The sequence below is a fragment of the Mycobacterium heidelbergense genome (assembly GCF_050205645.1).
Lineage (GTDB): Bacteria > Actinomycetota > Actinomycetes > Mycobacteriales > Mycobacteriaceae > Mycobacterium > Mycobacterium heidelbergense_A.
This window is the reverse complement of the sequence record NZ_JBNMQT010000023.1, coordinates 22,366-45,767: the sequence shown is the minus strand read 5'-3', so window position 1 is coordinate 45,767 and position 23,402 is coordinate 22,366. Positions and strand designations below refer to the sequence as shown.

Annotated in this window: 21 protein-coding genes; 17 read left to right on the top strand and 4 right to left on the bottom strand. The window is 69.3% G+C overall.

Annotation, left to right across the window (positions count from 1 at the left end; translation table 11 throughout):
- Positions 1–15 precede the first annotated feature (15 nt).
- Positions 16–714: a serine protease gene (locus tag ACQI5H_RS21250; protein ID WP_427081271.1), complete on the top strand. Its 699-nt coding sequence runs from the start codon at positions 16–18 to the stop codon at positions 712–714.
- 1 nt (position 715) lies between these two features.
- Here the strand turns inward: ACQI5H_RS21250 and acs are convergent, their stop codons facing one another.
- Positions 716–2,668 carry an acetate--CoA ligase gene (gene acs, locus ACQI5H_RS21245; protein ID WP_427081270.1) on the bottom strand — a complete coding sequence of 651 codons (1,953 nt, stop codon included), beginning with the start codon at positions 2,666–2,668 and terminating at the stop codon, positions 716–718.
- 116 nt (positions 2,669–2,784) lie between these two features.
- On the opposite strand from acs, the gene ACQI5H_RS21240 reads away from it, so the two are divergent.
- The 6 genes from ACQI5H_RS21240 (at position 2,785) to ACQI5H_RS21215 (ending at position 9,280) form a co-directional block, all read left to right on the top strand.
- On the top strand, positions 2,785–3,339 hold the full coding sequence (locus tag ACQI5H_RS21240; protein WP_427081269.1) for a DUF4232 domain-containing protein: 555 nt from the start codon (positions 2,785–2,787) through the stop codon (positions 3,337–3,339).
- A gap of 124 nt (positions 3,340–3,463) precedes the next feature.
- Positions 3,464–5,104, top strand: a complete 1,641-nt coding sequence (locus ACQI5H_RS21235) for a peptide ABC transporter substrate-binding protein (RefSeq protein WP_427081301.1) — start codon at positions 3,464–3,466, stop codon at positions 5,102–5,104.
- Position 5,105: 1 nt separating this feature from the next.
- Positions 5,106–6,032: an ABC transporter permease gene (locus ACQI5H_RS21230; RefSeq protein ID WP_427081268.1), complete on the top strand. Its 927-nt coding sequence runs from the start codon at positions 5,106–5,108 to the stop codon at positions 6,030–6,032.
- Positions 6,025–6,897, top strand: coding sequence for an ABC transporter permease (locus ACQI5H_RS21225; RefSeq protein WP_427081267.1), 873 nt, complete (start codon positions 6,025–6,027; stop codon positions 6,895–6,897). Before ACQI5H_RS21230 ends, ACQI5H_RS21225 begins: the two co-directional genes overlap by 8 nt.
- Positions 6,894–8,498, top strand: coding sequence for a dipeptide ABC transporter ATP-binding protein (locus ACQI5H_RS21220; protein ID WP_427081266.1), 1,605 nt, complete (start codon positions 6,894–6,896; stop codon positions 8,496–8,498). The genes ACQI5H_RS21225 and ACQI5H_RS21220 overlap by 4 nt, the downstream gene beginning before the upstream one ends.
- An 11-nt stretch (positions 8,499–8,509) precedes the next feature.
- On the top strand, positions 8,510–9,280 hold the full coding sequence (locus ACQI5H_RS21215; protein ID WP_427081265.1) for an oxidoreductase: 771 nt from the start codon (positions 8,510–8,512) through the stop codon (positions 9,278–9,280).
- Positions 9,281–9,770: 490 nt separating this feature from the next.
- Here the strand turns inward: ACQI5H_RS21215 and ACQI5H_RS21210 are convergent, their stop codons facing one another.
- The gene (locus ACQI5H_RS21210) at positions 9,771–10,628 is read right to left on the bottom strand and encodes an HAD-IB family hydrolase (RefSeq protein WP_427081264.1); all 858 of its coding nucleotides are present in this window, start codon (positions 10,626–10,628) and stop codon (positions 9,771–9,773) included.
- A 496-nt stretch (positions 10,629–11,124) separates the two neighbouring features.
- Here ACQI5H_RS21210 and ssd point away from each other — a divergent pair, with 496 nt between their 5' ends.
- The 7 genes from ssd to ACQI5H_RS21175 are packed head-to-tail and all read left to right on the top strand — an operon-like array spanning position 11,125 to position 15,603.
- On the top strand, positions 11,125–12,171 hold the full coding sequence (ssd, locus tag ACQI5H_RS21205; protein ID WP_427081300.1) for a septum site-determining protein Ssd: 1,047 nt from the start codon (positions 11,125–11,127) through the stop codon (positions 12,169–12,171).
- Positions 12,168–13,331, top strand: a complete 1,164-nt coding sequence (locus ACQI5H_RS21200) for a TadA family conjugal transfer-associated ATPase (RefSeq protein ID WP_427081263.1) — start codon at positions 12,168–12,170, stop codon at positions 13,329–13,331. The genes ssd and ACQI5H_RS21200 overlap by 4 nt, the downstream gene beginning before the upstream one ends.
- Positions 13,328–14,128 carry a type II secretion system F family protein gene (locus ACQI5H_RS21195; protein ID WP_427081262.1) on the top strand — a complete coding sequence of 267 codons (801 nt, stop codon included), beginning with the start codon at positions 13,328–13,330 and terminating at the stop codon, positions 14,126–14,128. The genes ACQI5H_RS21200 and ACQI5H_RS21195 overlap by 4 nt, the downstream gene beginning before the upstream one ends.
- Positions 14,125–14,715, top strand: a complete 591-nt coding sequence (locus tag ACQI5H_RS21190; RefSeq protein WP_427081261.1) for a type II secretion system F family protein — start codon at positions 14,125–14,127, stop codon at positions 14,713–14,715. Before ACQI5H_RS21195 ends, ACQI5H_RS21190 begins: the two co-directional genes overlap by 4 nt.
- Complete coding sequence (locus ACQI5H_RS21185) at positions 14,716–14,949, top strand: DUF4244 domain-containing protein (protein ID WP_427081260.1); 234 nt, start codon at positions 14,716–14,718, stop codon at positions 14,947–14,949.
- A 50-nt stretch (positions 14,950–14,999) separates the two neighbouring features.
- Complete coding sequence (locus tag ACQI5H_RS21180) at positions 15,000–15,275, top strand: TadE family type IV pilus minor pilin (RefSeq protein WP_427081259.1); 276 nt, start codon at positions 15,000–15,002, stop codon at positions 15,273–15,275.
- A 31-nt stretch (positions 15,276–15,306) separates the two neighbouring features.
- The gene (locus ACQI5H_RS21175) at positions 15,307–15,603 is read left to right on the top strand and encodes an Rv3654c family TadE-like protein (protein ID WP_427081258.1); all 297 of its coding nucleotides are present in this window, start codon (positions 15,307–15,309) and stop codon (positions 15,601–15,603) included.
- Here the strand turns inward: ACQI5H_RS21175 and ACQI5H_RS21170 are convergent.
- Together ACQI5H_RS21170 and ACQI5H_RS21165 are read right to left on the bottom strand one after the other, a co-directional pair.
- A complete protein-coding gene (locus ACQI5H_RS21170) occupies positions 15,600–16,637 on the bottom strand; it encodes a PAS domain-containing protein (protein ID WP_427081257.1) in 1,038 nt (345 codons plus the stop codon). The genes ACQI5H_RS21175 and ACQI5H_RS21170 overlap by 4 nt on opposite strands.
- A 262-nt stretch (positions 16,638–16,899) precedes the next feature.
- On the bottom strand, positions 16,900–19,215 hold the full coding sequence (locus ACQI5H_RS21165; protein WP_427081256.1) for a DEAD/DEAH box helicase: 2,316 nt from the start codon (positions 19,213–19,215) through the stop codon (positions 16,900–16,902).
- 247 nt (positions 19,216–19,462) lie between these two features.
- On the opposite strand from ACQI5H_RS21165, the gene cspA reads away from it, so the two are divergent.
- The 3 genes from cspA to topA all read left to right on the top strand — a co-directional run bounded on the left by cspA (position 19,463) and on the right by topA (position 23,401).
- Complete coding sequence (cspA, locus tag ACQI5H_RS21160; protein WP_007166602.1) at positions 19,463–19,666, top strand: cold shock protein CspA; 204 nt, start codon at positions 19,463–19,465, stop codon at positions 19,664–19,666.
- 160 nt (positions 19,667–19,826) lie between these two features.
- Entirely contained in the window at positions 19,827–20,417 is a 591-nt protein-coding gene (locus ACQI5H_RS21155) for a hypothetical protein (RefSeq protein WP_427081255.1), read from the top strand.
- Between the two features lie 194 nt (positions 20,418–20,611).
- On the top strand, positions 20,612–23,401 hold the full coding sequence (topA, locus tag ACQI5H_RS21150) for a type I DNA topoisomerase (RefSeq protein WP_427081254.1): 2,790 nt from the start codon (positions 20,612–20,614) through the stop codon (positions 23,399–23,401).
- Position 23,402 lies beyond the last annotated feature (1 nt).

The window sequence follows — 23,402 nt, the reverse complement described above, 5'->3', positions numbered from 1 at the left end:
TGACGGGAGTTTCGATTGCGGACGGCACATCGGTGCTTCGTGGCGGCGATGGTGGCCGTGCTGGTGGGTCTGCTGGGTTTGCCCGTTCGCGTCGCGGGTGCTGACGACAGGGTTCCGTTGGGTGGCGGCGCCGGGATCGTCATCAACGGGGACACGATGTGCACGCTCACCGCGATCGGCACCGACGCGGCCGGCGAGCTGATCGGCTTCACCTCCGCGCACTGCGGGGGTCCCGGCGCTCAGGTCGCCGCCGAGGCCGCGGCGGGCAGGGGCACGCTGGGGACGATGGTCGCAGGGAACGACAACCTCGATTACGCGGTGATCAAATTCGATCCGGCCAGGGTGGCGCCGGTGGCCGTGTTCAACGGGTTTGCGATCAATGGCATCGGGCCGGATCCGACGTTCGGCCAGGTCGCGTGCAAACAGGGGCGTACGACGGGCAATTCGTGCGGTGTCACGTGGGGGATGGGCCAGACCCCGGGCACCATCGTCATGCAGGTGTGCGGCAACCCCGGTGACTCCGGGGCGCCGGTCACCGTCGACAACCTGCTGGTCGGCATGATCCACGGCGCGTTCAGCGACAACCTGCCGACCTGCATCATCAAGTACATCCCGCTGCACACCCCGGCCATCGTGATGTCGTTCAACTCGATCCTGGGCGACATCAACGCCAGGCACCGCCCCGGTGCCGGATTCGTCCCGGTGCCGGCCTGACCTACTTGGCCGCCCTGATCGCGTCGAACACGCCGGGATCGAGCAGCGTCGACGTGTCGCCCAGCTCGCGGTTTTCGGCGACGTCGCGCAGCAGCCGGCGCATGATCTTGCCGCTGCGCGTCTTCGGCAGCTCGGGCACCACATGGATCTCGCGCGGCTTGGCGATCGGTGAGATCTCCTGCGCGACGTGAGCACGCAGCTCATCGAGCGTCCCCTGGTGCGCGTCGTCACTGTCGCACAGCACCACGAACGCGCAGATCGCCTGGCCGGTGGTCTGGTCGGTAACCCCGACCACCGCCGCCTCGGCGACACCGTCGTGGCCGACGACCGCCGACTCCACCTCGGCGGTCGAGATCCGGTGCCCCGACACGTTCATCACGTCATCGATGCGGCCCAGCACCCAGATCGCGCCGTCGGAATCGAAACGGGCGCCGTCGCCGGCGAAGTAGAAGCCCTTGTCGGCGAATTTCGACCAGTACGTGTCCCGGTACCGCTCCGGGTCGCCCCAAATGCCGCGCAGCATCCCCGGCCACGGCTGGTCCAAGACCAGGTATCCGGTGGCGTTCTGGGCGTTGTCGCCCTCGGGCCGCAGTGGATCGCCGTGGTCGTCGACGATCTTGGCCGAGATCCCCGGTAGCGCTGTCATCGCCGAACCGGGTTTGGCCGCAGCGATTCCGGGCAGCGGCGAGATCATCGCGGCGCCCGTTTCGGTCTGCCACCAGGTGTCCACGACCGGGATTTGGTCGGCGCCGAAGACCGCGCGGTACCAGCGCCAGGCCTCCGGATTGATCGGTTCGCCGACCGATCCCAGCAACCGCAGGCTCGACAGGTCGTGGGCGTCGGGGATCTCGCGGCCCCACTTCATGAAGGTGCGGATCAGGGTGGGGGCGGCGTAATAGATTGTGACGCCGTATTTTTCGATGATCTGAAAATGGCGGTGCTGGTCCGGGCTGGCCGGCGTGCCCTCGTAGAGCACCTCGGTGACACCGTTGGACAGCGGGCCGTAGACGCCGTAGGTGTGTCCGGTGACCCAGCCGATGTCGGCGGTGCACCAGAAGACGTCGCGCTCGGGCTTGATGTCGAAGACGTAGTAGTGCGTGTAGGAGCACTGCGTCAGGTAGCCGCCGCTGGTGTGCACGATGCCCTTGGGCTTGCCGGTGGTACCCGAGGTGTAGAGCAGGAACAGGGGCTGCTCGGAGTCGAACGACTCGGGGGTGTGTTCGGGCGACGCGGAGTCGACGACATCGTGCCACCACACGTCGCGGTCGTCGTTCCAGGACACGTCAATCCCGGTGCGGCGCACCACCAGAACTTTCTCGATCGGGCTGTCCGGATCCCCGACGGCTTCGTCGGCCGCGTCCTTGAGCGGCGCCGGCTTGCCGCGGCGAAACTGCCCGTCGCTGGTGATCAGCAGCTTGGCTTCGGCGTCGGCGATCCGGGCGCGCAGCGCCTTCGAGGTGAAACCGGCGAACACGACGCTGTGCATGACACCCAGCCGCGCGCAGGCCAGCATCGCGATGACGGCCTCCGGGATCAACGGCAGGTAGATGGCGACCCGGTCGCCAGCGACCAGACCGAGGTCGGTCAGCGCGTTGGCGGCTTTGCACACCTCGGCCTGCAGATCGGCGTAGGTCAGGCTGCGGCCGTCGCCGACGGGCTCACCGACCCAATGGATGGCGACCCGATCTCCGAGGCCGGCCTCGACGTGACGGTCCACGCAGTTGTAGGCGACGTTGAGCTTGCCGTCGACGAACCACTTGGCGAACGGCGCCTCCGACCAGTCCAGCACCTGGTTGAAGGGCGTCGTCCAGGACAGCCGGTTGGCCTGTTCGGCCCAGAATGCGAGCCGGTCTCGCTCCGCTTCGTGGTACAGATCCTCGCGGGCGTTGGCCTGTTCGGCGAACTCCGCCGGCGGGGGGTACGTGGAGGGCCCTTCGGTGGGGGTCGCGGTCACTGGCTACTCTCCTGTTGGTTTGGCTCGTCAACCGTCAGTGAGCCTAGCCCCGCGAGTTGAACCGGCGCGCTCCAATCCAATCCCAAGCCATGCCCGCGTAACGCATAATCACCGATGTGCCGGGACCTGCCGGGCGGCGCCGTCGCCGAGGAGTCCCCAGCATCGTCGTGGTGGCAACGAGCTGCGCGGCCGCCACGCTGCTGGGGGCACCCGCGTGGGCGGCGCCGGTCGAGGCGGGGGACCAGCCCACGCCGTGCTGGTCCGAGCAGGTCGCCGTGAGCGCCTCGCCGGCCCAGGGCGCCGTGGGCCACCGCTCGCTGGCTCTGATCTTCACCCTCGCGGGCGGCGCAGAGCCGTGCACGCTCACCGGCTACCCCGGCGTCGACGCCGGCAATGGCGGGCCGGCCATTCACGCCGAACCCACACCGCGCGGGTACATGGGCGGCTTGCCGGCCGGCGTCGATGCGCCGCAGCCCGTCACCCTGTCGCTGTCCCAACAGGGTCAGGCGATCCTGGAGGGCATGTCCGTCGACGCCGGCGGCCACCCCTGTCCTACCTACACCGACCTGGCCGTCAGCCCTCCCGACATCGTCCAGGTGTTCACCGTTCCTGCCGGCATCGATGCCTGCGCGCTGCAGATCCACCCCATCACCGTCGGTCAATCCTCTTGAAACATCTTGTGGCGTAAGCAATTTCGCTGATGCGGTCGTCCAGCGGCGTTGACGTATCGGCGGCCAACCGATTATCGTGTCGTGACCCCTGGCGAGACGGACCAATCCGATTGCGGGAATCGTGATCAGCGCTGCCAAGTACCGGACCGCGGTGGCGACGCTGGCCGCCTGGACGCTGGTGACCGCGACGGGCTGCGGCGGCGGAATGCTGAGCCCCGACCTGGTCGTGGTGAACGGCGGGGAGCCGCCCTACCCGCTGATCCCGACCAGCACCAACGACAGCAACGGCGGGAGGATCATCGACCGGATCTTCGCCGGGCTGGTGTCCTACGACGCCGCCGGAAACCCGTCGAAAGAGGTTGCCCAGTCGATCGAGACGACGGACAACGTCAACTACCGCATCGTCCTCAAACCGGGTTGGAAGTTCACCGACGGCTCGGCGGTGACGGCCCACTCGTTCGTCGATGCGTGGAACTACGGGGCGCTGAGCACCAATGCCCAACTGCAGCAAAGCTTTTTCAGCCCGATCGACGGGTTCGACGAGGTCTCCGGGATGACCGGCGACGGAAAGCCGGCACCGAAAACGGGGCGCACCACCATGTCCGGGCTGCACGTGGTCAACGATATGGAGTTCACCGTGCGCCTCAAGGCGCCGACCATCGACTTCACCTTGCGGTTGGGCCACAGCGCGTTTTACCCGCTGCCCGACGTGGCCTTCCGCGACATGGCGGCATTCGGCCGCAACCCGATCGGCGACGGCCCATACCGGCTCGCCGACAGCCCGGACGGGCCCGCCTGGGAGCACGATGTCAAGATCGACCTGCGGCCCAACCCCGATTATCACGGCAACCGGAAGCCCCGCAACAAAGGCCTGAGATTCGACTTCTACGCCAACCTCGATACCGCGTACGCCGACCTGCTGTCGGGCAATCTCGATGTCCTGGACACCATTCCGCCGAGCGCGCTGCCGATCTACAAGCGCGACCTGGGCAATAACTTCGCCAGCGGACCCGTCGCGGTCAAACACAGCCTCGACACGCCGCTGCGACTGCCGCATTTCGGCGGCGAGGAAGGGCGGCTGCGCCGGCTCGCGCTATCGGCCGCCGTCAACCGGCAGCAGATATGCCAGCAGATCTTCCTGGGCACCCGCACTCCGTCGCGCGATTTCACCGCCAGATCGCTGCCGGGTTTCAACCCCAACCTCCCGGGCAACGAGGTGCTGAACTTCGATCCCGGTCGCGCGCGCCAGCTTTGGGCACAGGCCGACGCGATCTCGCAGTGGAATGGGCAGTACGCGATCGCGTACAACGCCGACGCCGGCAACCAGGAATGGGTGGACGCGGTGGCCAACAGCATCAAGAACGTGCTGGGCATCGACGCGGTCGGCGCGCCCCAGCCGACCTTCGCGGGATTCCGCACCCAGATCACCAATCACAGCATCGCGACGGCGTTCCGCGCCGCCTGGCAGGGCGACTACCCGTCGATGATCGAGTTCCTTGCCCCGCTCTTCGCCACCGGGGCGGGATCCAACGACGTCGGCTACTCCAACCCCGAATTCGACGCGGCGCTCGCGGCCGCCGAGGCCGCCTCAACATTGCCGCAGTCCAATGCCATGACCAATGACGCGCAGCGAATCCTGTTCCACGACATGCCCGTTGTCGAGCTTTGGGACAACGTCAGCGTCGTCGGCTGGTCGATGCAGGTCAAAAGCGTCGGCGTCGCCTGGAACGGCCTGCCCGACTACGAGAACATCGTGAAGGGCTGAGATGGGCTGGTACATCGCGCGCCGAATCGCCATCATGGTGCCGGTCTTTATCGGTGCCACGCTGTTGATCTACGGCATGGTCTTCCTGCTGCCCGGTGACCCGGTGGCGGCGATGGCGGGAGACCGCCCGCTGACCCCGGCGGTGGCCGCCGCGCTGCGCGCCCGCTACCACCTCGACGACCCGTTCGTCGTGCAGTACCTGCGCTATCTGGGGGGTGTCCTGCACGGCGATCTGGGACGCTCGTTTTCCGGGCTGCCGGTCAGTGCCGTTCTGGCCCATGCGTTTCCGATCACCATCAGACTGGCGCTGATCGCGGTGGCGGTGGAAGCGGTGCTGGGAGTCGGGTTCGGCGTCGTCGCCGGCCTGCGTCAGGGCGGAATCTTCGACGCCACGGTCCTGCTCACCGGCCTCGTCATCGTCGCGATACCGATCTTCGTCCTCGGCTTCCTCGCGCAATTCGTTTTCGGCGTTCGGCTCGGGATCGCGCCCGTCACGGTGGGCGAGCGGGCGAGCTTCGCGCGGCTGCTGCTGCCCGGAATCGTCTTGGGCTCGGTGTCGTTCGCGTATGTGGTGCGGCTGACCCGATCCGCGGTGGCCGCCAACGCCCACGCCGATTACGTGCGCACCGCCACGGCCAAGGGACTGTCGCGACCGCGAGTGGTGACGGTGCACATCCTGCGCAACTCGCTGATCCCGGTGGTGACTTTCCTCGGCGCCGACCTGGGCTCGCTGATGGGTGGGGCCGTTGTCACCGAAGGCATCTTCAACATCCATGGTGTCGGCGGCGTGTTGTTTCAGGCCGTCACCAGGCAGGAGGCGCCGACGGTGGTGTCCATCGTGACGGTGCTGGTGCTCGTGTATTTGGTAGCCAACCTGGTGGTGGATCTGCTCTACGCCGCCCTCGACCCCCGGATCCGTTATGGCTGAACACATCCCAACCCATGGTTTCTGGCGCGACACGTGGCGCACGCTGCGCCGGCGTCCGAAGTTCGTCGTCGCCGCCGCGCTGATCGTCGTCATCGTCGTCGTCGCGATCTTCCCCGAATGGTTCACCGGAATCGATCCCAGCTATGCCGATCCCAGCCAGAGCCTGCTTCCCCCGTCGGGCGCTCACTGGTTCGGCACCGATCTGCAGGGCCACGACATCTACGCGCGCACCGTCTACGGGGCGCGGGCCTCGGTGATGGTGGGTCTGGGGGCCACCCTGCTCGTATTTTTCGTCGGCGGGGCGCTGGGCGCGCTGGCCGGCTTCTACGGCGGCTGGATCGACGCGGTGGTCTCGCGGATCAGCGACATCTTCTTCGGGTTGCCCCTGCTGCTGGCCGCCATCGTGCTCATGGGCGTCTTGCACCACCGCCGGGTGTGGACGGTGATCGTCATCCTGGCCGTGTTCGGCTGGCCGCAGGTGGCCAGGATCGCGCGCAGTGCAGTGCTGCAGTCGCGGGCAAGCGATTATGTTCTTGCGGCGAAAGCCTTGGGGCTGAGCGACTTCCAGATCCTGCTCCGACATGCGCTGCCCAACGCGTTGGGCCCGGTTTTCGCGGTGGCCACTCTTGCCTTCGGCGTCTTCATCGTCACCGAGGCCTCGTTGTCCTACCTCGGTGTCGGATTGCCGACATCGGTGGTGTCCTGGGGTGGGGACATCAACCTGGCGCAGAGCCGGCTGCGGTCCGGCTCGCCGATACTGTTCTATCCGGCCGGCGCCCTGGCGATTACGGTGCTGGCGTTCATGATGATGGGTGACGCCCTGCGCGACGCGCTCGATCCTGCCTCGCGGGCGGTGCGCGCGTGAACGAATCAGCGCTGTTGTCGGTCGAGGGTCTGGAAGTCGCGTTCGGCGACCACGCCCCCGCGGTGTGCGGAGTCGATCTGACGGTGCTGCGCGGGCAGACGGTCGCGGTGGTGGGCGAATCAGGATCGGGCAAATCCACCACGGCCGCCGCCGTCCTCGGCTTGCTTCCGCCGGGCGGACGAATCACGGCCGGGCGCATCATGTTCGACGGGCGCGACATCACCTCGGCCGATCGCCGGGCGCTCCGCTCGATCCGCGGGCGCTCCATCGGATACGTGCCGCAGGATCCGATGACCAACCTCAACCCGGTCTGGAAGGTGGGCTTTCAGATTCGGGAAGCGTTGCGGGCCAACACGAATGGCCGCAGCGCACGGCGGCGGGCGCTGGAACTGCTCGCAGAGGCCGGCATGCCCGACCCGGCGAAGCTGGCAGGCCGCTACCCGCATCAGCTGTCCGGCGGCATGTGTCAACGCGCGCTGATCGCCATCGGTTTGGCCGGCCGGCCGCAGCTGCTCATTGCCGACGAGCCGACATCGGCTCTCGACGTGACCGTGCAGCGGCAGGTGCTCGACCATCTGCAGCGACTCACCGACGAGCTGGGAACCGCGCTGCTGCTGATCACTCACGACCTGGCGCTGGCCGCCGAACGCGCCGAGCGTGTGGTCGTGGTCCATCACGGTTCCGTGGTGGAATCGGGTGCGGCACAGGCGATCCTGCAGGACCCGCAGCACGAGTACACCCGGCGGTTGGTGGCCGCGGCCCCGTCGCTCACGGCTCGCGGCCCCCGAAGCCGTCCCGAGGATGGCGACGACGTCCTGGTGGCTTCCGAGCTGACCAAGGTCTACCGGGAGTCGCATGGCGCACCGTGGCGGCGGACCGAGTTCCGCGCCGTCGACGACGTATCGTTCCGCCTGCGACGCGCCAGCACCCTCGCGATCGTCGGGGAGTCGGGCTCGGGTAAATCGACGGTGGCGCGGATGGCGCTCGGCCTGCTGCAACCCACGTCGGGCTCGGTGGTGTTCGACGGCACCCGCGTCGACACACCGGACCGGGACGCGGCGATGGCCTTTCGCCGGCGGGTGCAGCCCGTGTTCCAAAACCCGTACAGCAGCCTGGATCCCATGTACTCGGTGTTTCGCACCATCGAGGAGCCGTTGCGGATCCACCGGGTGGGCGACCGCGGGCAGCGCCGGCGCGCGGTGCACGAGCTCGTCGACCAGGTGGCCCTGCCGTCGTCGGTGCTGGGGCGGCTGCCCCGCGAGCTGTCCGGCGGTCAACGGCAACGGGTCGCGATCGCGCGGGCGCTGGCGCTGCGACCCGAAGTGCTGGTGTGCGACGAGGCGGTCTCGGCGCTCGACGTCCTGGTGCAGGCCCAGATCCTCGAGCTGCTGGCCCGGCTGCAGGCCGAACTCGGCCTGGCCTACCTGTTCATCAGTCACGACCTGGCGGTCATTCGGCAGATCGCCGACGACGTCCTGGTGATGAGGGCGGGCCGCGTGGTGGAGCGGGCGCCCACCGAGGAGCTGTTCGCCCGGCCGGGTCACGAGTACACCCGCCAGTTGCTGGAGGCCATCCCGCGCGCACCGGCGCCGCCCGGCTAGGTTGGCAACCTGTGACGGCTGACCCGCTGGCCCCGCTCATGGACCTCCCCGGCGTCGCCGAGGCGAGCGACCGGGCCCGCGACGCGCTGGGCCGGGCCCACCGCCACCCGGCGAATCTGCGGCGCTGGCCGGTGACCGCCGCCGAGGCGGCGTTGCGGTCGGCGCGCGCCTCCTCGGTGCTCGACGGCGGGCCGGTGCGGCTGGAGGACCTGGCGGCCGCCGCACCGGACGGCCCGGCGGCGGGTGATCCGGTGTTCGGCGGCGCGCTGCGGGTGGCCCAGGAGCTGGAAGGCGGCGGGGGTGCCGTGGTTGGCGTGTGGGAGCGAGCACCGCTGCAGGCGCTGGCCCGGTTGCACATGCTGGCGGCGGCGGACCTGGTGGACGACGACCGGTTGGGCCGGCCGCGGGCCGACGGCGACATTGGACCCCGGCTGGAGCTGCTGGCGGATTTGGTGACCGGCCGCACGCGGGCGCCCGCGCCGGTGGTCGCCGCGGTCGCACACGGAGAGCTGCTGACGCTGAAGCCATTCGGCAGCGCGGATGGCGTGGTGGCCCGTGCGGTGTCACGGCTGGTGACGATCGCGAGCGGCCTCGATCCCCACGGACTCGGTGTGCCCGAGGTGAGTTGGATGCGCCAGCCGGCGGACTACCGCGGGGCCGCCCAGCGGTTCGCCGACGGCACGCCGGAGGGGGTGGGCGCTTGGCTGGTGCTGTGTTGCCGGGCGATGCAGGCCGGCGCGCAGGAGGCGTTGTCGATCGCCGAATCGCTGCCCAATCGATAGCTTCCAATCGGTAGCCAGGGAGCCGCAAAACGGCGAGGGATAATGCGTCCGAATAAATGTAGAGCGGGCGACGTTCCGAAAGATTCGGTCCGCCGCCCGCTAGCACGGAACTCGGTTACCAAGCGTGCATCTCTGGGCTGCGTGGGTGGCCTCGGCGATCTTGCGACGCTTGCGGCTGCAACCCCACCCAAAGGGCCGTCGACACCATCCGCTTTTCGCAATTACGCAGGCCCGCAACACTTCTGCCATTATCGCGGCTATGACTCCGCGTGGGTGCCGGGTACCGTGCTGGGCGCCCGGATCGGGAGATCGAACCTTCTCTTCCGGATCGACCTAGGCCTCACCGGGCTTCCGTGGTTCCATTTGTACTACTGGAGCCTTAGCACAGCAAGGCCCAATTCTGCGAATGTTGCGAAGCGACACCGGATGGGGTGGTCGCGGCGTTTGCTGTCAGCCGGCCGGCGCGCCTCGCGGGCGGGGCGCCTCGGCGCTAGAACGCGAAGCGGCGCAACAACGAGTAGGTAACTGCCCCGGCGGCCAGCGCGCTGATTCCGACCGCGGCGGTGGTTGCGATCGCCGCGCCCGACGGCGCCGGAATTCGGTCCCGCAGGGACACCGGCCGGGAAAACATCAGCACGGGCCAACCGCGCTCGACGGCTTCTTTTCGCAGCCCGCGGTCGGGGTTGACCACACTCGGGTGGCCGACGACCTCGAGCATCGGCAGGTCGGTGATCGAGTCGGAATAGGCGTAGCAGTGCTCCAGCGGGTAGCCCTCCCGGGCGGCGAGCTCCCGGATCGCCTGCACCTTGCCTTCGCCGTAGCAGTAGAAGGCCACCTCGCCGGTGTACTTGCCGTCCTCGACGACCATCCGGGTCGCCATCGCATGGGTGGCGCCCAGGGCCCGCGCGATCGGCGCGACGATTTCCTCGCCGGAGGCCGAGACCACCACGACGTCGCGGCCGCACAACTTGTGGGCGGCGATCAGGTCCGCGGCCTCCGCGAACACCAGGGGAGTCACGATGTCGTGCAGCGTCTCGTTGACGATCGACTTGACCTGAGCCACGTCCCAGCCGGTGCACATGTTGGCCAAGTGTGTGCGCATCCGGTCCATCTGGTCATGATCGGCACCGGAGAGCAGAAAGATGAACTGGGCGTAGCTGGACTTGAGCACGGCGCGACGGTTGAGCAGCCCCTGAGCGAAGAACGGTTTGCTGAACGCCAGTGTGCTGGACTTGGCGATGATCGTCTTGTCGAGGTCGAAGAAGGCGGCCGTGCGGGCGTGGGCGGCGGTGGTTGCCGACGTTTGCGGTGAAGTTTGCTGCTGCGCGCCCGGGTCGAAGACGGTCACCGACCTAGCATATGTCGGCGGTCCGACCGGGCCGCGGCCTTGCATCCAAATCGGCGCTTCGAGGATGTGTGGCGGGCGGGACCGCCGGTGTTTTTGCGGCTCAACGTGTTTTTTCGTATAGAAGAAGCTATTGCGTTAATGCGCACTGTCATGTGTATAGTAAGCAGTACTCGGCCTGAGCCGAGGGTGTATCAGCCCGACCCCCCGGGGCTGATACACGACGACCCTCGCCTCCTCCCCCCCTGGCGGGGGTCGTCCCTTTTCTGGGGTACGAAATTCGGTCGTTCCGCGCGATTGGCGCGGCCGTGTGCGCGTTGCGGGGACCGGGCGATCCGTAAGCTGAGCGCGCGTTGGGCAACGCGTTTGTGCACACTTGCGTCTCTCTCCACAAATCCGGGTTTGGCACTGGTGTCCCAAGGCCGTGGCCGCGCACGGTGAGTGGGTGACTGCTACTAGCCGTGTCGTGCCGCCGGGGTCCGCGGGGGTACTGGCGGCCCTGACCGATGCGGAGTTGCGCGAAGAACTCGATCGGGTGGCCGCCGCCGTCGGAGTTCGTGTGGTCCATGTCGGCAGTTCAGTGGTGAGCAGGAAAACGTGGTCGGCAGCCGCGGCGGTGGTACTCGACACCGCGGCGGCCGATCGATGCGCGCAGGCGGCGCTTCCGCGACGCGCTCACGTCAGCGTGTTGACCGCCTTCGAACCCACGCCGGCGACGTGGATGGCGGCCATCGCCGTCGGTGCCCAGCATGTGCTGTGGGTGCCCGCGCAGGAAGATGAATTGATCCGCAACCTCGCCGAGGCCGCCGAATCGGCGCGAGACGATGGGCCGCGCGGCGAGGCCTTGGCCGTGATCGGCGGGTGCGGTGGGGCCGGAGCGTCTTTGCTGGCGGTCGCGCTGACCTTGGCCGCACGCGACGCGCTTTTGGTGGATCTCGATCCCTGGGGCGGCGGCATCGATTTGCTGGTAGGTGCCGAGACTGCGCCGGGTCTGCGGTGGCCCGATCTGGCGCTGCAGGGCGGACGGCTTAACTGGTCGGCCGTGCGCGATGCCCTGCCGCGGCACCGCGGAATCAGCATGCTCTCGGGCACGCGGCGCTCCTGCGAGCTGGACGCGGCGCCGGTGGAGGCCGTCGTCGATGCCGGTCGCCGCGGGGGCGTCACCGTGGTGTGCGATCTTCCCCGCCGCCTCACCGATGCGGCCCAAGCGGCGCTCTACGCCGCCGATCTCGTGGTCGTCGTCAGCCCGTGCGACGTGCGGGCGTGCGCGGCGACCGCGGCGATGGCCCCGGCGCTGGCCGCCGTCAATCCCAATGTCGGGCTGGTCGTGCGGGGACCGTCGCCGGGGGGATTGCGCGCGGCCGAGGTCGCCGATATCGCCGGCTTGCCGCTGCTGGCGTCGATGAGGGCCGAGCCCCAACTCGCGCGGCGGGTGGAGCAAGGCGGTCTGCGCCCGGGGCGGCGATCCGCGCTCGCGGTCGCGGCTCGTGGGGTGCTTGCCGTGCTGCCGCGTGCGGGCTCGGCCGCGCAGGGCAGGGCGGCGTGAGCGGTTCGCTGATCGACCGGGTGCGCGAGCGGCTGGCGGCCGAGTCCGCCCCGCTGCGGCCCAACGTGGTGGCCGCCGCGATCCGGGCCGAATCCAACGGCGTGCTCGGCGATACCGAGGTGCTCGCCAACCTTCGTGTCCTGCAGACCGAGCTCACCGGTGCCGGTATCCTCGAACCGCTGTTGTGCGCGGAGGGCACGACCGACGTCTTGGTTACCGCACCCGACGCGGTATGGGTCGACGACGGAAACGGCTTGCGGCGCAGCCAGATCCGATTCGCCGACGAGGCGGCGGTGCGGCGGCTGGCGCAGCGGTTGGCGTTGGCCGCCGGCCGGCGCCTCGACGACGCGCAGCCCTGGGTGGACGGGCAGCTGACCGGCATCGGTGCCGGCGGATTCGCGGTTCGGCTCCACGCGGTGCTGCCGCCCGTGGCCACCGGAGGGACCTGCTTGTCGTTGCGGGTATTGCGCCCGGCCACACAGGATTTGGCGGCCCTTGCCGCGGCGGGCGCGATCGAGCCCCGGGCCGCCGCGCTGGTGGCCGACATCATCGCCGCCCGGTTGGCCTTCCTCGTATGCGGCGGGACGGGAGCGGGGAAGACGACGCTGCTGGCGGCGATGCTGAGCGCCGTGTCGCCGGCCGAGCGGATCGTGTGCGTGGAGGATGCCGCCGAGCTGGCGCCTCGACATCCGCATCTGGTGAAGCTGGTCGCGCGGTGCGCCAATGTCGAGGGTGTCGGCGAGGTCCCGGTACGACAACTCGTCCGGCAAGCGCTGCGGATGCGGCCGGATCGCATCGTGGTCGGGGAGGTCAGGGGTGCCGAAGTGGTGGATCTGCTGGCCGCGCTGAACACCGGCCACGACGGCGGGGCGGGCACGGTGCATGCCAATAACCCGGGCGAGGTTCCCGCCCGGCTGGAGGCGTTGGGGGCGCTCGGCGGGCTGGACCGGGCGGCTCTGCACAGCCAATTGGCCGCGGCGGTCCAGGTGTTGTTGCATGTCGCCCGGGACCGCGCCGGCAACCGCCGGCTCGCCGAGATCGCCACGCTGCGCCATGTTGACGGGCGGGTTCGGGCGGTCACCGTCTGGCACGCGGACCGGGGAATGACTGACGATGCCGAAGACCTGCACCGCATGCTGCGCGCCCGGATGCCGGCATGAGCCCTCCGGTCGTGGCCACGCTGCTGATGTCGTTCGCGCTCTTGGTCTTTCCGGCGTCCCCGCGGCGCCGGCTCGCCACCGCGTCACCACCCGGTCGGCGAGTGAGGGTGGGTACCGGTGGGGCCGGCGTCGCGACCACGTGCGCCGCGGCCGCGGCCGCGGTCCTGCTGCCGCCGACGACGGTCCTCGCCATCGCGGTGGCCGGCGCGACGGCGGGCCTGCGTTACCGTCGCCGGCGGCGCATGCGGCGCGCGATGGACGAGGCTCGGACGATGGAAGCCGCCCTGGAGGTGTTGGTCGGCGAATTGCGGGTGGGCTCTCATCCGGTGGATGCGTTTCGCGTTGCCGCCGACGAAACAGGCGGCGCCGTCGCCGGGTCGTTGCGGGCGGTGGCGGCGCGGGCCAGATTGGGCGCCGACGTCGCGGCCGGCCTGCGCGCCGCGGCGCGATCATCGGCTCAGCCCACGTACTGGGATCGGCTCGCGGTGTGCTGGCAATTGGCCAACGACCACGGGTTGGCGATAGCCACCCTGATGCGCACGGCGCAGCGCGATATCGCCGAGCGGCAACGGTTCTCGGCGCGGGCGGCATCGGGGATGGCCGGGGCGCGAGCCACCGCCGCCATACTGGCGGGGTTGCCGCTGCTGGGCGTGCTCCTCGGTCAGCTGATCGGGGCCCGGCCGCTCGAATTTCTGCTGAGCGGGCAGGGCGGCGGGTGGCTGCTGGTGGTCGGGGTGACGCTGGCATGCGGCGGGCTGTTGTGGTCGGACCGAATCACGGGGCGGGTGGCGGCATGAGCACCGCGGCGGTGTTGCTCGCCCTGGCCCTGTGCATCGGTCCCGGACCATCGGTGGTGCGGGCGCGGGCGGGGACGCCGCCGCCCGCCCCTCGGCCGCGGTCGCGAGCCCAACATGGAGCGGACCCGCTGGCCGTCGCATCCAGCCTCGACGTGTTGGGTGCGTGCCTGGGCGCGGGCATGGCGGTGTCGACCGCCGCGGCGGCCACCGCCGCGTCCGCGCCACCGAAGCTGGCCCGGGTGCTGCGCAGGGCCGCCGACCTCCTGGCGCTGGGCGCGGATCCCTTTGTGGCATGGGCGATCCCGCCCGACCTGCCGGCCACCGAGGTCGACGCGCAGACCGATGCGTTGCTGCGGCTGGCGCGGCGTTCGGCGGCCTCGGGTGCCGCGTTGACCGACGGCGTCGAGGACTTGGCCGATCAGTCTCGGCAGGACGCCTCGCACGCGGCCACCGCCGCCGCCGAGCGGGCCGGGGTGTTGATCGCCGGGCCGCTCGGACTCTGCTTCCTGCCGGCCTTCGTGTGCCTCGGGATCGTCCCGGTGGTGGCCGGGCTGGCCGGCGATGTTTTTCAGTCGGGCCTGCTGTGAATGAGCGGACGTCGCACAAGAGAGGATGTATTGGTGGTCAACATGTTTCGCGTGCTCGTGGCACGCATTTCCGTCCTGGCGGCCGACGAGGCAGGCATGTCCACGGTGGAATACGCCATCGGGACGGTCGCGGCGGCCGCGTTCGGCGCGATCCTGTACACCGTCGTCACCGGCGACTCCATCGTGTCGGCGCTGACCAACATCATCGGTCGAGCCCTCAATACCAAGGTTTAGCCGGGTGTGACGGCGCGAGCACCGTCGAAGCGGCGCTGGCGATCGCGGCGTTGGTCGTGGTGTTGGTGCTGTGCCTGGCGGGTCTGTCCGCAGTCTCGCTGCAGGTGCGTTGTGTGGACGCCGCGCGCGAGGCCGCCCGGCTGGCCGCGCGCGGTGACGACCGCTCGGCCGTCGACGCCGCTCGCCGCATCGCACCGCCGGCAGCGCGGATCCAGGTGCGCCGAGACGGCGATTTTCTGGTCGCTACCGTCGTCGCTCGCTCAAAACTCTTGCCCGCGTTGGACATTTCCGCGAAGGCCGTCGCGGCGGCGGAGCCCGAGCGATGATCGGGGCTCGGCCACCGTCCTCGCGGCCGCGATGGTGGCGGTGCTCTTGTGTGTCGCCGGTGCCGGCGCGTACGTCGGCTCGGCGGTGGTGGCGCGTCACCGCGCGCAGGCCGCCGCCGATCTCGCCGCGCTGGCCGCCGCGGCGCGGATGCCGTCCGGGGTCGAGGCTGCGTGTGCGCGGGCGACGACGGTGGCCCGCGAAATGCGCGTCGACGGTGTGCAGTGCGGCGCGGACGATCTCGATATCGTCGTCACCGTCCAAGTCACCGCCGCCTTTGCCGGCCCGGCGCGGGCGGCCGCTCGGGCGGGCCCGGTGTCAGAGCCCTAGGTCGTGTCGGCTTGGGCCGGAGGCAATCCGGCGGCGGCGATTTCCTCGTCGGTGGGCAACCGCAGTGAAACCAGTCCGGCGAAGGTGTCGGGTTCGAGCTCCACCTGGTTGACGGTGACGTGCACCGGCACCCAATCGGCGTCGTGACCCCGCATCCGAAGCACACGGCTGGTCGGACCGTCGGCGAATTCCCTTGTCATGGCGGACATCAGGGGTTCGTCGTCAGGGTGGACCCTGGGCCTGTCCGTGTCGGTGCCCCGCCAGTCGTAGAAGGTGCAGGGGTCGTCGAGCCACTTCAGCAGCGTCCAGTTGTGCAGGTCGACGAGCGCACGGTGAACACCGGCCTGCGCCAGTCCGTGGAGGATCCGCTGTGCCAGATCGTCGGCAGATACCGATGGACCCTTGAGGTCGGCACGCCAGTTCATCGCCCGCGCGATCAGGTGATCCCGGCCGTCCGGCCCCGGTTCCAGCGCGGTGCGCGCGACGAAACCTATCCGGGCGGGGTTGCCCTGCCAATCGGTGAGATCCCATGTGCTGTATAGCGTTTGGCCCGGCTTCGCCCGCACCGCCATGGCCAGCACCTTGGTTTCATTGGGATTGAGGGCCCGTGACGGAAGATCTTCTGCGAAAGCTCTGCCGAAGGTGACCTCGACGTCGGGGTTCTTGCCGCTGTTGGCCAGCGACTCCCGCGTGTCCGTCGCCACGCCCAGGGTGAGGTCCCATTTCAACGGACCCGGCACCGGCCGCTCGGGCGGTTCGATATCGGCGGGCCCGGTCCACACGTGCACACCGTGCATGCGGCCATCGGACATCAGCACCGGCTCGGTTCGGATGACCCGATCGCGCTTGGGGGTGATGCTGGTAAGGCTCTGACCGGTCTGCACCGACTCGGTTATCGCCGTCCGAACCGCGGACAGCGAGGGGCTTCGGCGCAGGAACGTCGTGATCGGGACGAGGTTTTTGAGTTGGCGCCCCTGCGCCACCACAGCGGGTTCGTCCCCCAGCGTCTCCACGAGCAACCAGTCGTGGGCCATGCGCTCGATTTTACGGCGGTGTGGGCGCTCGGGGTTCCCAGCGCCCGTTACGGCGGCAACCGCCGGTTGCCGGGTCGCCGACGAATTTGCAAACCCCAGCGCGGCCTTGGTAACTTCTGGCATTCGCCGCGCGTGTAATGGCGTACAGGCATTTCTTTAGCAAAAAAGGAAATGTGCCCTCGGCGCGGCCGTCGCGATGCCATCCGTGGAGGTCGACCGTTGAGGGGTCGGTCGCCGTCCGGCGGATCGGCCCGCGTGACGCTTAGGGCAACTCCGCCAGCACTAGGCGCAGCACCTGGATGGCACCCGCCTTGTCCAGCGGGTCGTTGCCGTTGCCGCACTTGGGCGACTGCACACACGACGGGCATCCCGTCGCGCATTCACATGCCTCGATGGCGGCGGCCGTCGCTCCCAACCAGGTACGCGCCCGGCGGAAGCCGCGTTCGGCGAATCCCGCGCCGCCCGGGTATCCGTCGTAGACAAACACACTGGGCAGGCCGTCGGGACCGACCGCGGTCGACATGCCGCCGATGTCGCCGCGGTCGCAGCTGGCCACCAGGGGCAGCAGGCCGATGGCGGCATGCTCGGCCGCGTGCAACGATCCGGGAACACGTAGTGCGTCGATGCCGTTGCGGTGCAAGGCTTCCGGCGTGACGGTGTACATCGCCGCGGTGGTGTCCAGCGTGTGCTCGGGCATGTCCAGTTCGACGAAGTCGATGACCTCTCCGGACAGCCGGCGACGCAGGTAGCCCACCACCCGGTGAGTGACCCTGACCGGCACCACACCCAAGACGACGGGCCCGAACTCCAACCGCTCCCCGCTGCCGGTGACGACGATGTCGGTGAGTTCGCGGGCGAAAGTGGCATACCCGGGATCCTCGGCGTGCACGAACGCGATCGCGTCCTGGGTGTCCAGCGAGTCGACGACGTAACTCTCGCCCTGGTGCAGGTACACCGCCCCGGGGTGGACCGAGGCCGGCGCCTGGCCCACCCCGACGCTGCCCAGCAGCCGCCCCGTGTCGGCCTCCACGATGACGATCTGCCCACCCGCGGAGCCGCGGATATCCACCCCACCGTGGGGTTCCAGCCCCGGCGCGGGGAAGTACTTGCCGTTGCGCCGGCGCAGCAGCCCGTCGTCGACCAACCCCGAGGCCACCTCCACCGCACCGAAATCGGACACCTCGGCGTCGTTAAGCGGCAATTCGGTTGCGGCACAAAGGAGTTGGGGCCCAAGAATGTAGGGGTTGGCGGGGTCGATCACCACCCGCTCCACCGGTTTGTCCAGCAGCGCGGCGGGATTGTGCACGAGATAGGTGTCCAGCGGGTCGTCGCGGGCGATCAGCACTACCAGCGCGCCCTGCCCGCGCCGGCCCGACCGGCCGGCCTGCTGCCAGAACGAGGCGACGGTCCCGGGAAAACCGGCGAGCACCACCGCGTCCAGCCCGGCGATGTCGACGCCCAACTCCAGCGCGTTGGTGGTGGCCAGGCCCCGCAGCCGGCCCTCGGCCAGGGCGCGCTCCAGCGCGCTACGGTCCTCGGCGAGATAGCCGGCCCGATACGACGCCACCGTCGGCGATAGTCCCGGCGCGATGTCGTCCAGCCGCGCCCGGGTGGCCAGTGCCGTCAATTCCGCCGCGCGCCGCGACCGGACGAACGTCAGGGTCTGCGCCCCCTCCGCGATCAGATCGGCCATCACGCGCGCCGCCTCGGCCCCCGCCGAGCGGCGCACCGGGGCGCCGTTCTCGCCGCTCACGTCGGCCCGCAGCGCGGGCTCCCACAACGCCACCGTGCGGGCGCCCTGGGGTGAGCCGTCTTCGGTGACCTCCTCCACCGGAAGCCCGATGAGTTCGGCGGCCGTCGCGCCCGGCGAGTCCGTCGTCGCGCTGGCGAACACCACCGTGGGCGCCGACGAGTAGCGCGCGCACAGCCGCAACAGCCGGCGCAGCACCATGGCCACGTTCGAGCCGAAAACCCCACGGTAGTAATGGCATTCGTCGACGATGACGAAGCGAAGGCCGCGCAACAGGACGGCCCAGCGCGCATGGTTGCGCAGGATCGACAAATGGATCATGTCGGGATTGGAAAACAGCCAACGCGAGCGCTCGCGCGCGAAGCGGCGCACCTCGGCGGGGCTGTCGCCGTCGTAGGCGGTGGGGGCGACCGCAAAACCAGGATCGCGCAACCGGGGAATCGCCGCAGTCAGCGCGTACGCGGCGCGCAGCTGGTCGTGGCCGAGCGCCTTGGTCGGCGACAGGTACAGCACGCGGGCCCGCGGATCTGTCGCCAGCGCGTTGAGGACCGGAAGCTGGTAGGCCAGTGACTTGCCCGACGCGGTGCCGGTGCTCACCACCACATGACGCCCCGCGTGGGCCAGTTCCGCGGCGCGCGCCTGGTGCGACCACGGGGATGTGACGCCGCGGTCGGCGAATGCGCGCACCACGTCGGGCTCGGCCCAGTCCGGCCAGCCCTGCGGCCGGCCGCCCCGCGCCGGCAGCTCGGCGACGTGGCGCAGCGGCCGTTCGCCCGCCGCCGTACCGGCGAGCGCGGCGGCAAGCAGGTCGCTGCCGAAACTCGTCACCCCACGCCCTCCAAGAATCAGTCCGCGACACAAGTCTGTCGCCGACGCGATGAACATGGTTGACTGTTTGCGGTCGCAGCTTCTGTGTTCGTGTCAAACTTTCGCAGGAACAACGTTGCGGCCGCGGTTCCTGCGAGGTTATAGGTCGGGTGAAGTTCCGGCGACTACGCGAGGTATGGCGGTCGTACTCGGCCCGGGGCATCGAAAGGCGACGCCCCGCATCCAGAAGAAAAGGAAAGATCGAGAGATGCCACAGGGAACTGTGAAGTGGTTCAACGCGGAGAAGGGCTTCGGGTTCATTGCACCCGAAGATGGTTCCGCAGATGTTTTTGTCCACTACACGGAGATCCAGGGTTCGGGCTTCCGCACCCTCGAAGAAAACCAGAAGGTCGAGTTCGAGATCGGCCACAGCCCTAAGGGCCCCCAGGCCACCGGAGTCCGTTCCGTCTAACTGAGCGGATTCACCACGGAAACCCCCCGTACAGTCCCGTTTTACGGGCCAGGCGGGGGGTTTTCTTTCTGCCCCATCGCTGTGGAAAGCGCCCCCGGATTCCCCGGCTCACCGCCAACCTCAACGCGTGGGCGGACGACCTGGCCTACTGTCGGTTAGCGTGAGCCAGCTTTCCTTCTTCACAGCGGAGTCGGTGCCGCCCGCGGTCGCCGATCTCTCCGGGGTGCTGGCAGCCTCCGGCCAGATCGTGATGGTCGGTGCTCCGGACGCGCAGGGTGCCCGGCTATCGGTGGTCGTGGAGGAGCTGTGGCGCGCCACGGCGCTGGCCGAGATGATCCGCGAGGCGGGTTTGGTCCCCGAGATCGGCCGCACCGACGAGAACACCCCGCTGGTGAGAACGGCCGTCAACTCGTCGTTGACCTCGATGGCCGCCGAGTGGACACGCGGGGCGGTCAAGACGGTCCCGCCGCGCTGGCTGCCCGGGCCGCGCGAGCTGCGGGCGTGGACCCTGGCGGCCGGCGCGCCCGAAGGCGACCACTATCTTCTCGGGCTCGACCCGCACGCGCCGGACACCCATTCGCCGCTGGCGTCGGCTCTGATGCGGGTCGGGATCGCGCCGACGCTGATCGGCACCCGCCGCGGCCGGCCCGCGCTTCGGATCAGCGGCCGTCGGCGGCTGTCGCGACTGGTAGAGAACGTCGGGGAACCCCCGAGCGACGCCGCCGCGTTGTCGGTGTGGCCGCGTATTTAGCGGCTAGATTCGACCCGCGTCCCGGGGAGTCGGTTTGCATCGGCCCGCCCAAGGGTGCGAAATTGTCAGGTGCCCGCAGGCGAAGGAACGCTGGCGTATCTGAATTTCACCGGAATTTCGGAAGCCGGCCTGTCATTCTTCCTGCAGGGCGGTCCCGCAGGGGGGCCGGGACAAGAGATGGAGCGTAAGCGCAGTTGGCTGACGAAGAAGACCGCGGCACCAGCGGAAATGGGAGCCGGCGGCGACTTGTCATCGTCGAGTCGCCGACCAAGGCGCGCAAACTAGCCAGCTACCTGGGCTCGAGGTACATCGTCGAGTCCTCGCGCGGCCACATCCGCGACCTGCCGCGCGCCGCCGCCGACGTTCCGGCCAAGTTCAAGTCCGAGCCGTGGGCGCGGCTCGGGGTCAACGTCGACGCCGACTTCGAACCGCTCTACATCATCAGCCCGGAAAAGAAGAGCACCGTCACCGAGCTGAAGGGCCTGCTCAAGGACGTCGACGAACTCTATCTGGCCACGGACGGCGACCGCGAGGGCGAAGCCATCGCCTGGCACCTGCTGGAAACCCTCAAACCCCGCATTCCGGTCAAGCGGATGGTGTTCCACGAGATCACCGAGCCGGCCATTCTTGAGGCGGCCGAAAACCCGCGCGACCTGGACATCGACCTCGTCGACGCGCAGGAAACCCGCCGCATCCTGGACCGGCTGTACGGCTACGAGGTCAGCCCCGTGCTGTGGAAGAAGGTCGCGCCCAAGCTGTCGGCGGGCCGGGTGCAGTCGGTGGCGACCCGCATCATCGTCGTGCGCGAGCGCGACCGGATGGCGTTCCGCAGCGCCGCATACTGGGACGTCATCGCCAAGCTGGACGCCAGCGTGTCCGACCCGCAGGCCCAGCCGCCCACCTTCATCGCCCGCCTGACGAACGTCGACGGACTGCGCGTGGCCACCGGCCGCGATTTCGATTCGCTGGGCGCGCTGCGCAAGGCCGACGAGGTCGTGGTGCTCGACGAAGCTCAGGCGACCGAGCTGGCCGCCGGGCTGCGCGGCGGGCAGCTGAGCGTGGCCTCGGTCGAGGAGAAGCCCTACACGAGGCGCCCGTACCCGCCGTTCATGACGTCGACGCTGCAGCAGGAGGCCGGCCGAAAACTGCGCTTCTCCGCGGAGCGCACGATGAGCATCGCCCAGCGGCTCTACGAGAACGGCTACATCACTTATATGCGTACCGACTCCACGACGCTGTCGGAGTCGGCGATCAACGCCGCGCGGACCCAGGCCCGCCAGCTCTACGGCGAGGAGTACGTCTCTGCATCGCCGCGCCAATACACCCGCAAGGTGAAGAACGCCCAGGAGGCGCACGAGGGAATCCGTCCGGCCGGGGAGACGTTCGCGACCCCGGACGCGGTGCGCCGCGAACTCAACGGCGACGACTTCCGCCTCTACGAGCTGATCTGGCAGCGCACGGTCGCCTCGCAGATGGCCGACGCTCGCGGCACCACGCTGAGTCTGCGAATCGCCGGCACCTCCGGCGAGCGGCAGGTCGTGTTCTCCGCGACCGGACGCACCATCACGTTCGCGGGCTTCCTCAAGGCGTACGTGGAAACCGTCGACGAGCTGGCCGGCGGCGAGGCCGACGATGCCGAGCGGCGGCTGCCGCACCTCACCGAGGGGCAGCGGCTGGACGCCCTGGAGCTCACCCCCGACGGCCACGCCACCAACCCGCCGGCGCGCTACACCGAGGCCTCGCTGGTGAAGGCGCTCGAGGAGCTGGGCATCGGGCGTCCGTCGACGTACTCGTCGATCATCAAGACCATCCAGGACCGCGGCTACGTGCACAAGAAGGGCAGCGCCCTGGTGCCCTCGTGGGTCGCGTTCGCCGTCACCGGTCTGCTGGAGCAACACTTCGGCCGGCTGGTCGACTACGGCTTCACCGCGGCGATGGAAGACGAGCTCGACGAGATCGCCTCGGGCAACGAGCAGCGAACCACGTGGCTGAACAACTTCTACTTCGGCGGTGAGCACGGCGTGCCGGAGTCGATCGCCCGCTCCGGTGGCCTGAAGAAGCTCGTCGGCGTCAACCTCGAGGGCATCGACGCTCGAGAAGTCAACTCCATCAAGCTGTTTGACGACGCGCAGGGCCGCCCCGTCTACGTCCGGGTCGGCAAGAACGGGCCCTACTTGGAGCGCACGATCACCGGCGACGACGGCGAACCGACGCCGCAGCGGGCCAACCTCAACGACTCCCTGACGCCCGACGAGCTGACGCTGGAGGTCGCCGAAGAGCTCTTCGCCACCCCGCAAGAGGGACGGGTGCTCGGGGTGGACCCGGACACCGGCCACGAGATCCTCGCCAAGGACGGGCGCTACGGGCCGTACGTGACCGAGGTCCTGCCGGAGCCCCCGGCCGACACCAACGGCGAGCCCCCCAAGAAGGGCAAGAAGGCCACCGGCCCCAAGCCCCGGACGGGTTCGCTGTTGCGCAGCATGGACCTGCAGACGGTCACCCTCGAGGATGCGCTGAAGCTGCTGTCGCTGCCCCGCGTCGTCGGCGTGGATCCCGAATCGGGTGAGGAGATCACCGCGCAGAACGGGCGCTACGGCCCATACCTGAAGCGCGGCACCGATTCTCGCTCGCTGACGACCGAGGATCAGATCTTCGAGATCACGCTCGACGAGGCGCTGAAGATCTACTCCGAGCCGAAACGTTCTGGGCGCCAAAGCGCTTCGGCGCCACCGCTGCGGGAGCTGGGAACCGACCCGGCGTCGGGCAAGCCGATGGTCGTCAAGGACGGCCGATTCGGTCCCTACGTCACCGACGGCGAGACCAACGCCAGCCTGCGCAAGGGCGACGACGTCATGTCGATCACCGACGAGCGCGCCGCCGAACTGCTGGCCGACCGGCGGGCCCGTGGCCCGGCCAAGCGGCCCGCCAGGAAGACGTCGCGGGCGCGCAAGTCGCCGGCGAAGAAGGCCGCCAGGCGTAGCTGAT